The organism is Bradyrhizobium sp. P2_E8 (assembly GCF_056403875.1).
Genome location: NZ_JBFUES010000160.1, coordinates 1 through 10275 on the forward strand (window position 1 = coordinate 1; position 10275 = coordinate 10275).

Here is a 10275-nt window from a genome sequence, read left to right on the forward strand (position 1 = left end):
CGCCCATGTAGTAGGCGCCCATGTAGTAGGCATTCAAGAGATCCAGCGTGCCCCAGACGTTGAACGCCCAGACCACCGGAACGGCGATCGACCATCGCCAGGAGAGTGCTGCGATTGATGCGAGCGCGAGAGAGGCGGCAATGAGATCCCCCCATCCGACCTCGGCGGCGAAAGTCGGGCTCAACTCCGCAGATACGAATCCCGCCACCATGAAATTCATGCCGAAGAACCTGAACGCGTTGAAGGCCGCGAGAAGTCTCAGGGCCTCATAGCGCGGCATGGCGCGGAGTGCCGGCCAGACGTAGATCGAAGCCACCACCGCGCTTGTCAGGAAAGCGCCTGCGACGCTGAGCACGAATGGAAGGTTGAAGCTTTGCGGCACGTTCGGATTCCCTTGTGGTGGCCTGTCCGGCCGGGTGCGGTCGAAGCCGGTCGGTTCGGCGTCGGCGGACGCTCAGGGTTTGGCCATCAGCAGACCGAGCGGCATCAGCGGACCGACCGCGATGTAGTCGTGGTTCATCAGCTCTTGCCGCGCGAGCGGCAGGCCCTCCATGATCGCGTGTCCCTCGGCGACATCCCTGACATTCAACAGGAATACGGCGCCCCGCCCGTCGGATCGCGAATACCATTCGCGAACCGTCCCGTTGAGATAGAGCTGCACGGTCTGCCTGATTTCATCGGGCATGACGGCCATGATCTGATCTCGGGTGACGCCCGCCTTGACGGTCAGGATGACCATGACCCCGGTTGTCGGTGACGCGGTCTGCGATTGGGCAAGTGAAGGATCGGCCATGGAGATTGCGCCTGTGAGTATGAGGGAGACTGCGAAGACGACATTGCGGATTGTCTTCATCGATTTCATTTCTCCGATCGCGGCGGTTGCCGCAGCGGCACGGCTCATGTGCAATTCGGATGTAAAGCTGCTTTCCGCGAGTTACTATTCGCGATAATGTTGATGGGCCATGAAGCAGAACTTCACAGTCAGGCACGGCGCGCTGGACGGCGTGGAGGCGTTCCTGAGTGTCGCCCACCATCGCAGTTTCCGCCGAGCGGCAGCTGAACTCGGGGTCACGCCATCGGCCATCAGTCAGGCGATACGCGCGCTCGAGGCGCGCGTTGGCGCCGCGCTCTTCATCCGCACGACCCGCAGTGTCGGTTTGACCGAAGCCGGCGAAAGATTCCTTGCGCGCGCCAGACCCGCCTTCGAGGAGCTCGTCGCCGCCAGCGGCGCGGCGCGCGAGCTCGGACAGCGACCGACCGGGCTCCTGCGTCTCACCGTCCCGCGCTCAGTCGTGCCGATCCTGCTGGAGCCGCTGATTGCGTCGTTCTGCCGGGCATTTCCCGAGATTGAGGTGGAGCTTGCCGCAAGCGAAGAATTGGTCGACCTCGCAGCCGAAGGTTTTGACGCCGGCATCAGGTTGGGCCAGTTCATCGCCCCCGACATGATCGCGGTGCGCCTGACGAATCCGCTACCGCTCATTATCCTCGGCAGCCCGGGCTACCTTGCCCGCCGCGGACGGCCCGAGCGGCCAGACGATCTGCGTGAGCACGCGTGCTTGAGGTTGCGACGATCGAACGGTGCGCTTGCGTCATGGTCGCTCGACGACAACGGTCGTTCGATCGAGATTGTGGTTTCGGGACCTTTCATCGCCAACGACTTTCCTACGATGCTCGGAGCCGCCGTCGAAGGTGTGGGTCTTGCGCAAGTGCCTGCACCCCTGGCCACCGGTGCCATGGCGACGGGAAAGCTCGTTCCCGTCCTGGAGCAATTCGCGCCGATGACACCGGGCGTGTTCCTGTACTATCCCGGTCACCGACAAATCATGCCGAAGTTGCGGGCCTTTATCGATCATGTGAAGGGTCGCTCAGGCGGCACGAACTGATCTACCGCTGCTCCCGCACGAACCGATTGCGCAGTGTGCCGATGCCGGTAATTTCGATCTCCACGACATCGCCATGCTTGATGTCCGGCGAGGCGCCGTCGGTGCCCATCCAGATCACATCGCCGGGCCATAACGTGAAATACTTGGTCAGCTCGACCAGGAACGGTACCACGCCGAAGATCATGTCGTTGGTGTGGAAGCGGTTGGTCTCCTTGCCGTTGACCCTGACGATCGTCTGCATCCTGGCGAGATTGGCCTCGGTCTCGATCCACGGGCCCATCGGCTTGAACGTGTCGGCGTTCTTCGAGCGCCACAGGCTGCGGTCCGCCTTCTGCCAGCTGCGCTCGCTGACGTCGTTGCCGATGGTGTAGCCGAACACGCAATCCATCGCGTTCTGTTTGGTGAGGTGCTTGACCTTCTTGCCGATGACGACGACGAGCTCGCCCTCGTAGTGGATCCTGTCCGTCGCGAAAGAGGGGATCACGACCTCCTCGTCATGCGCGATCAGCGCGTTTTGCGCGCGATAGCCGATCTCGGGCCGGTCAGGCACGGCCGGCACCTCGCCGCGCTTGTCGGCGGCCTCCTTCAGGTGCTTCAAATAGTTGAGGCCGACGCAATAGAAGGTGCGCGGGATCAGCGGCAGCTCGATCTTGACGTCGCCAAGCGGATGCGTGCGCGAGGTGCGCTGCCATTCGCCGAAGGGATCGCCGTCGACTGCGATGACCTGGTCGCCTTCAACGATCCCCCAGGAGGTCTTGTCCGAGGCAGTGAATTTCAGCCAGCGCATGTGGTGTCCTCGTTGTTATTCCGCAGCATCGCGCGGATGCACCTTCCAGGCACCGGCAGCGGGCCGCCGCAAGCCGAGGTTTTCCCGCAGCGTCCTGCCGCGATAGTCCTTCTGGAACAAGCCGCGCCGCTGCAATTCCGGCACGATATGGCGCACGAAATCGGCGTAGGAGCCGGGCACGTAGGTGGCCGCGATGACAAATCCGTCGCAGCCGCGCTCGACGAACATTTCTTCGAGCTTGTCCGCGATCTCCTTGGGGCCGCCGACCATTGCGTCCTGCACCTGGCCACGGCCGGAGAAGGTGACGAAATCGCGCGCGCTCGGATTGCTCTTGCCCGAATTCTTCAGCACGCCGTCGCGGATGCCCAGGATGCCCTGCATGCTCTTCAGCTCTTCCGTCGTCAGCGGCTCGTCGAGGTCCTTGGAGGCGAAATCGTAATTGAGCGCTTCGGCGAGCAGCGACAGCGCGTCGATCTGGAGCGGCAGCTTGTTGATCAGCGCCATCTTGTCTTCGGCTTCGGTCTTGGTTGCGCCGCAGACCGGCGTCGTCAGGTTGCAGAGAAACATCTGGTCGRGATCACGGCCGGCTTTGGCGGCTTCGTTACGCACGGCCGCACAACCCTCCTTGGCCGCGGCGAGGTTGCGCGCGGCGGTGAAGATTACCTCGCCCCAGCGGCCGGCAAAGCGCTGGCCGCGGCCGGATGCGCCGGCCTGGATGATGACAGGATGGCCCTGTTGCGAGCGCGGCACGGTGAACGGCCCGCGCGACTTGAAGGCCGCTCCCCTGTGATCGAGCCGCTTCACCTTGGCCGGATCGGCAAAGCGGCCGCTCGTCTTGTCCATGATGAGCGCGCCGTCCTCCCAGGTGTCCCAATGGCCGAGCACGACCTCCATGAACTCGTCGGCGCGGTCGTAGCGGGAATCATGTTCGGGATGGGAGTCCCGGCCCATGTTGAGCGCCTCGCCGTCGTTGAGCGAGGTGACGACGTTCCAGCCCGCGCGCCCGCCGGACATCAAATCGAGCGTCGCGAAGCGGCGCGCGACGTCGAACGGCTCGTAATAGGTGGTCGAGCAGGTCGCGCCAAGGCCGAGCTTGTCGGTGACCATGCCCATCGTGGTCAGCACGATCAGCGGATCCATCTTCACGCAGCGGATGCCGTATTCGACGGTGTGGGCGTGGTCGTTGCCGTAGCGGTCCGGCATCGCCAGGCGGTCGTCGAAGAAAGCCATGTGAAACTTGCCGGCTTCGAGGATCCTGGCGATCTCCTGATAATAGTCCGCCGACATCGAATCGTCGCGCGAGTCCGGATGCCGCCAGGAGCTCGGCAAATTGGTGCAGTTTTGCGCCTGGAGGAAGCCGACCAGTACCATCTGCCGCGTCATGCTGCTGTTCTCCGAATTCCGTCAGGCCAGGTCGAGCACCGTGTCGAGCCGGTACTCTCGCGCCAGCGTGCGCAGCTTGTCCCAGGTGGCATCCTCGACCTCGATGCCGTCACGCAGCCGCTGCTGCGCACGCTCGCCTTCGATCTCGCCTGGATAGTAGACGCCCGTGCTGCCCTCGGAGGGTGGGGTCGATTTCAGATAGCGGGCGAATTCGGCGACCTCGCGCTTGAACTCCTTCAGCGGGCGGAACGCGGCGACGTTGAACACCGCCATGAAGCAGCCGTCATTGTGCCGCCCCGTGGGCTCGACGCCGAAGCCGAGACCGGTGAGCAGGCCGCACAGCACCTCGACCATGGCAGCAAGCCCGCTGCCCTTGTAGCCCTCGGTGCCGCCCAGCGGCAGCAGCGCGCCGCCCTTGCGGTACTGGGCCGGGTCGGTGGTGTGCCGTCCCTCGGCATCGATGATCCATCCCGCCGGGATCTCCTCGCCGCGGRCCACGGCGAGCTGGATCTTGCCGGCCGCGACCGCCGAGGTCGCCATGTCCAGGTAGAACGGCGCGTCGAGATCGGACGGCACCGCGATCGAGATCGGGTTGGTGCCGAGCCGCGCCTCCTTGCCGCCGAACGGCGCCACGTGCTTCGGCGAGCGGCCGGAGTCCGCCGTTGCAATCCCGATCATGCCTTCGCGCATCGCCATCAGCGGATAAGCGGCGAGGCGGCCGACATGGCTCTGCCGGAACACGGTGCAGGCGGCGACATTCGCCGTCTTCGCCTTCTCGATCGTCAGCGCCATCGCCCTGGCGTTGACGTGGAAACCAAATCCCCAATGGCCGTCGATCACGGTGGTGGTCGGCGATTCCTGGACGATGGTCCATTTCGCACCGGGAACGATGTGCCCGGCCTTGATGCGGTCGATATAGGTGGGAACCGCGATCACACCRTGGGAGTCGTGGCCGGCGAGATTGGCGTTGACGCAGCCGGTCGCGACCGCATCGGCCTCTTCCTGGGAAGCTCCTGCCGCCTGGAGCAGTGCGGCGCTGATGCGCGTGAGGCGGTCGGCCCTGACGATCGGCATGGCGTCTCCCCGGTCATCGCCCTTGTCATGACATCCGGCGGGCGGTTGTTGGGGTCATCGTCTCAAAGCGCTGGACCGATATCAATCTCCCGTAAACCAATACAGGGCTGCAAATTCGTAAAGAGCGCGCGCCTTTGGTCGAAGATTTGTCCCGGGCGGCGGTATTTTCGATAGTTTGGCGGAGGTCGTTCGCAGCTCGTTCACTTTGATCGACGGTTTGCGGCCCGCAATAACGACCGTTTAGGCGATGGCCGTTCATAAAGCACCCGGGAAAATTAGGCAGAAATGCCCGGGAGCTGAGATCGTGCCGACGACACTCGCGCGCACCTTTGCGGCGCTGAGCGCCATCAACGAAGCGATCCTCTACGCAAAATCGCCGGACGAGCTGTACCAGAAGGTCTGCGACGCCGGGTTTGCGAGCGGAGACTTTTTGGCCGTGGCCGTGTTCCTGGCGGGACCGGACGGCCGGCGGCTCTGCTTTGCGGCCGGCTGTGGCGACGACATCCCGCGGCTGCGCTCGATCGAGATCACCACGGACGCCGGCACACCCGAAGGATCCGGCGTCGGCGGCGAAGCATTTCGCGATCAGAAGCTGTGCGTCAGCAACGACTATCTGAACGATCCGCGCTCGCTGGCGTGGCGCAAGGGCGCTGCCCGGGCCCACATCGGCGCGGCCGCGGCGCTGCCGCTGCTCTGCAACGGCAAGAGTGTCGGCGTGCTGTACGTGACCCGCAGCGAAGCCGGCTCGCTGAACGAGCAGATGGTGTCGCTGTTCGAGCGCATGTCGGCCAACATCTCCTATGCCCTCGACAATTTCGCGCGCGAGACCGCGCGGCAGACCGGCGAGCGGGCGATGCGGCGGCTCAACCGCATGTTCGGCGCCATCAGCGCCACCAACGAGGCCATTCTCCGCGCCAAGACCGAGCAGGAGCTCTACCAGCTCGTGTGTGACGCCTCCGTGCATGGCGGCAAGTCGCTTGCGACCATCGTCCTGCTCCGCGACCCGGATTCTCATTGGATGAGGCCGGTGGCCTCCACCGGCCAGAACCTCGAACTGGTCACCCAGGCGCGCTATTCGATCGATCCGGAAAATCCCTACGGCAAGGGCATCTCCGGCGAGGTGTTCCGGACGCAGAAAGCCATCGTCGAGGACGATCTTGCCAGCCGTACCCGGGGAACGCCGTGGGAGCAGGCCAACGTCAACACCGGCGTCGCCGCCTGCGTGGTCGCGCCGCTGATCAAGCACGGCGAGAGCGTCGGCGTGCTCCTGTCCTTCGTCGGCAGGTCATGGGCCAAGGACGAGGAAGTCGTCGCGCTGCTGCTGCGCATGGCGGAGAACGTCTCGTTCGCGATCGAGAATTTCGGCCGGGAGGCCGACAAGGCCAGGATCGCGGCGGAGGAAGAGCGCCTGGCGCGCATGTATGCGGCGCTCAGCGCCACCAACGAGGCGATCCTGCGCGCGCGATCGCGATCGGAGCTGTTCGACCTCGTCTGCGAGGCGACCGTGCATGGCGCGAAGTTCGTCTCGACCACGATCTTCGTGGCCGATCATGAGGCTGAACTGCTCCGTGTCGCGTCGAGTTATGGACCGCATGCGGATGATTTACGCCGCTACACCTTCGCCACGTCCGACAAGGTACCGGAAGGGCGAGGGGTGACCGGAACGGCCCTCCGAACCTGCCAGACCCATGTCAGCAACGACGTCCTGGCGGACGATCGCATCAAGCCATGGCATGAAAGCGCACGTCGCGCCGGCATCCATTCTTCTGCTGCCTTGCCGTTGCTGAACGGCAACCGGGTCGACGGGGTCTTCCTCTTCAATGCCGCGGAGCGCGACACGTTCACTCCCGAATTCGTCGAGCTGCTCGAGCGATTGCAGGCGAACGTCGCTTTCGCGCTGGAAAATTTCGATCGCGCGGAGGAGAAGGCGCGGGCCGACAAGCAGCGGAGCCGCCTGAGCGGCATGTTCGAGGCGCTGAGCGCGACCAACGAAGCCATCATGCGCGCCAAGACGCGGGAGGAACTGTTCGAGGTCGCGTGCCAGGCGGCCGTGCTGGGCGACGTGTTCGCCTCGGCGACGATAGGCATCATGGACGAAAAGCGTGAGCTCGTTCGCGTCGTCGCGGGGAAGGGACGACTGCAGAGCCGAATGGTCGGACGTACCTGCGTTGTTTCCGCCGATCATCCCGAGGGCCAGGGCATCATCGGAATCTCGGTGCGGACCCGCCGGCCCAGTGTCATCAACGACTATCTGAACGACCCGCGATCGGCGCACTGGCACGCCAAGGCGACCGAGGATGGAACCCGGGCCGCTGCCAGCTTCCCGCTGATGCGGGCTGGCCAGGAGCCGATCGGCATTCTGCTTTTCCTCGCACCGGAAGAGCATACGTTCACGCCCGATCTGGTCGAACTGCTCGGACGCCTGGCTGAAAACGTCTCCTTCGCGCTCGACAATTTCGATCGGGCCGAGGAAAAGGCCCGCACCGAAGTGCAGAAGGAGCGCCTGACGCGCATGTTCGCGGCACTGAGCGCGACCAACGAGGCGATCATGCGGGCGAAATCCCGCGCCGAGCTGTTCGACCTCGTCTGCCTCGCGGCATCGAACGGCGCCAAGTTCACCTCGACGACGATCGCGCTGGCCAGGGCCGACAGCGACCAGCTCGAGATCGTGGCCGCGGCCGGGCCGTCCGCCGACACCACGCGCAACATCCGCCTCTCCATCGACCCCGAGCGTCCCGAGGGGCGCGGAATGAGCGGCACGGCATTCCGCACGCGCCAGCCCTGCATCAGCAACGACTATCTCAACGACGATCGCGTCCGTGTCTTCCATGCCGTCGTCCGCGGCGACGGCGCACGGTCGGGCGCGGCGTTTCCGCTCATCGCGCACGATCAGGCCGTCGGCGTCATGATCTACATGTCGACCGAGCCGGGCACCTTCACGGCCGAGTTCGTCGAGCTGTTGCAGCGCCTCGCCGACAACGTCTCCTTCGCGATGGAGAATTTCGACCGCGCCGATGAGAAGAACAAGGCGGACGAGCGAATCGAGTATCTCGCCTCGCACGACAGCCTGACCAACCTGCCGAACCGCGAGACCTTCAACGGGCTGCTGCGTAAGGCGATCGACGCAGCGCAGCACCACGACCACCGCTTTGCGGTGCTGTTCATCGATCTCGACCGCTTCAAGGTCATCAACGATTCGCTCGGCCACGAGGCCGGCGACCTGCTCCTGCTCGAGGTCGCCGACCGCCTCCGCAACGCGTTGCGGGCAAGCGACGTGGTGGCGCGGCTTGGCGGTGACGAGTTCGTGGTGATCCTCGACCAGTGCGGCGAGATCGACGACGTCCAGCGGATCGCGACCGGGTTGCTCGCGGCACTCGCCAAGCCCATGGAGCTGGCCGGCCACGAATGTCACACCACAGCCTCGATCGGCATCGCGATGTATCCGGCCAACGGCTCCGACGCGCAGACGCTGACCAAGAACGCCGACATGGCGATGTATCTCGCCAAGGAGGACGGCAAGAACGGCTACCGCTTCTTCTCCAAGGAAGTGAAGACGCAGTCGATCGAGCGGTTGTCGCTCGAAAGCGCGCTGCGCCGCGCGCTGGAGCGCGAGCAGTTTTCGCTGAACTACCAGCCCAAGGTGGACATGGAGACCGGCCAGATCACCGGCGTGGAAGCGCTGCTGCGCTGGACGCACCCGGATCTCGGCAGCATCTCGCCGGCGCAATTCATTCCGCTGCGGAGGAAACCGGGCTGATCGTGCCGATCGGCCGCTGGGTGGTGAAAGAGGCCTGTGCGCAGGCCATGGCCTGGCAGCGCCGCGGCCTGCTGCCGGTGTCGATGGCGGTGAACCTGTCGCCGCGGCAGTTCGCCGACGAACATCTGCTGCAGGATGTCGACGAGGCGCTGGCGGCCTCCGGCATGTCGCCGGTGCTGCTCCAGCTGGAGGTCACCGAGAGCATGATGATGCGCAATGTCGGGCGCGCGCTCAAGGTGCTCGACGCCATCCAGAGTCGCGGCATTCGCCTCGCCATCGACGATTTCGGCACCGGCTATTCGTCGATGTCGCTGATGAAGCACTTCCCGATCGACACCATCAAGATCGACCGCTCCTTTGTGCGTGACCTGCCGCAGGATTCGGAAGACCAGGCGATCGCGCAGGCGATCATCAGCATGGGCAAGGCGCTCGGCATGACCGTCGTCGCCGAGGGCGTCGAGAACGCCGAGCAGGAGGCGTTCCTGCGCACCCATGGCTGCGACGAGATGCAGGGCTTCCTGATCTCGAAGCCGCTGCCGGCGCGGCAGATGGCCGAGCTGCTGCGGCCGATGGTCCTGCCGGTCGCACCGCCGCTCCAGCCCGAGCCGGATCCGGTTGCCACCGAAGCCGCGGCGCTACGGCTGAAACGCGCTGTCGTCTGACGGCTGCGGGTGCAATTCGCGGACCTCGTGATCCGTGCCTTCGGCCTTGCTCGGAAAATCCTGCGGTTCCGTCAGCGAGGTCTGCTCGACGAACAGCGCGAGTATCGTGCGCGCACCGTCGGCGAAGCTCGCGCCTTCGTTCAAGCCGAGCTCTGAGCACCATGCGGTGCTCATCGGCTCCTGGTCGTCGACCACCGCCATGGCAGGCCCCCACCACCAGGCAGGCGCAGGCGAGCGCTCGTCCTCGGGCACGACATGCCAGCGAACGAACTCATCCATCACGCGCTCGAACTCCAGGCGTGCAGCCTGATGCATGCGGTCGATACTCCCGGAATCCGCGCCCGACGACAGGCCGACGCGCGGATTTGATCGTGGCCTTGACGCTCGGAAAAAGCTGGCTCGCGCCAAATTGGCCGAGCCATGCATGCCGACATCATCGTCGGCGATGCCTGAATGCGGCCGTCAGCGATGCGCCAACGGCGGCGGCGAACAGCCATTCTAGCCGTTTGCAGGCACGGCAGGCAAGGTACGGGTGTTACGGTTGCCTAACGCGACCTGAACGGATGCGCCTTCTGGTGCCAGGCCCAGGCGGTGCGGATGACCGTCGGCAGGTCGGAGTGGCGCGGCACGAAGTTAAGGACCTTGCGCGAGGCGGAGGGGTCGGCGACCAGATAGGTGGGATCRCCGGCGCGGCGCGGCTTGACGGTGTGCGGCACCTCGCGCCCGGTC

General features: G+C 64.9%; 7 protein-coding genes and 2 pseudogenes. 2 read left to right on the top strand and 7 right to left on the bottom strand.

Features of this window, described 5'->3' with window-relative positions; all coding sequences use genetic code 11:
* Nucleotides 1-382 (bottom strand): hypothetical protein (locus tag AC1D00_RS11655; RefSeq protein ID WP_477010772.1); only part of this gene is annotated, 382 nt, incomplete at its 3' end.
* A 72-nt stretch (nucleotides 383-454) separates the two neighbouring features.
* Nucleotides 455-793, bottom strand: a complete 339-nt coding sequence (locus AC1D00_RS11660; RefSeq protein ID WP_477010773.1) for a hypothetical protein — start codon at nucleotides 791-793, stop codon at nucleotides 455-457.
* A 169-nt stretch (nucleotides 794-962) separates the two neighbouring features.
* On the opposite strand from AC1D00_RS11660, the gene AC1D00_RS11665 reads away from it, so the two are divergent.
* Nucleotides 963-1883, top strand: coding sequence for a LysR family transcriptional regulator (locus AC1D00_RS11665; RefSeq protein ID WP_404552666.1), 921 nt, complete (start codon nucleotides 963-965; stop codon nucleotides 1881-1883).
* Nucleotide 1884: 1 nt separating this feature from the next.
* On the opposite strand, the gene AC1D00_RS11670 is transcribed toward AC1D00_RS11665, so the two are convergent.
* Genes AC1D00_RS11670 through AC1D00_RS11680 form a run of 3 tightly spaced genes read right to left on the bottom strand, consistent with a single transcriptional unit; the run spans nucleotide 1885 to nucleotide 5127 of the window.
* Nucleotides 1885-2670: a fumarylacetoacetate hydrolase family protein gene (locus AC1D00_RS11670; protein WP_477010774.1), complete on the bottom strand. Its 786-nt coding sequence runs from the start codon at nucleotides 2668-2670 to the stop codon at nucleotides 1885-1887.
* A 15-nt stretch (nucleotides 2671-2685) separates the two neighbouring features.
* Entirely contained in the window at nucleotides 2686-4053 is a 1368-nt protein-coding gene (locus tag AC1D00_RS11675) for an LLM class flavin-dependent oxidoreductase (RefSeq protein WP_477010775.1), read from the bottom strand.
* A gap of 21 nt (nucleotides 4054-4074) precedes the next feature.
* Nucleotides 4075-5127 (bottom strand): Ldh family oxidoreductase, encoded by a 1053-nt coding sequence (locus tag AC1D00_RS11680; RefSeq protein WP_477010776.1) that lies wholly within the window; start codon nucleotides 5125-5127, stop codon nucleotides 4075-4077.
* A gap of 247 nt (nucleotides 5128-5374) precedes the next feature.
* Here AC1D00_RS11680 and AC1D00_RS11685 point away from each other — a divergent pair.
* Nucleotides 5375-9546, top strand: a pseudogene (locus tag AC1D00_RS11685) (bifunctional diguanylate cyclase/phosphodiesterase).
* Here the strand turns inward: AC1D00_RS11685 and AC1D00_RS11690 are convergent.
* Entirely contained in the window at nucleotides 9520-9861 is a 342-nt protein-coding gene (locus AC1D00_RS11690; RefSeq protein WP_477010777.1) for a hypothetical protein, read from the bottom strand. The pseudogene AC1D00_RS11685 and the gene AC1D00_RS11690 overlap by 27 nt on opposite strands.
* Nucleotides 9862-10091: 230 nt before the next feature.
* Nucleotides 10092-10275, bottom strand: a pseudogene (locus tag AC1D00_RS11695) (UDP-glucose 4-epimerase GalE); the annotation flags it as partial.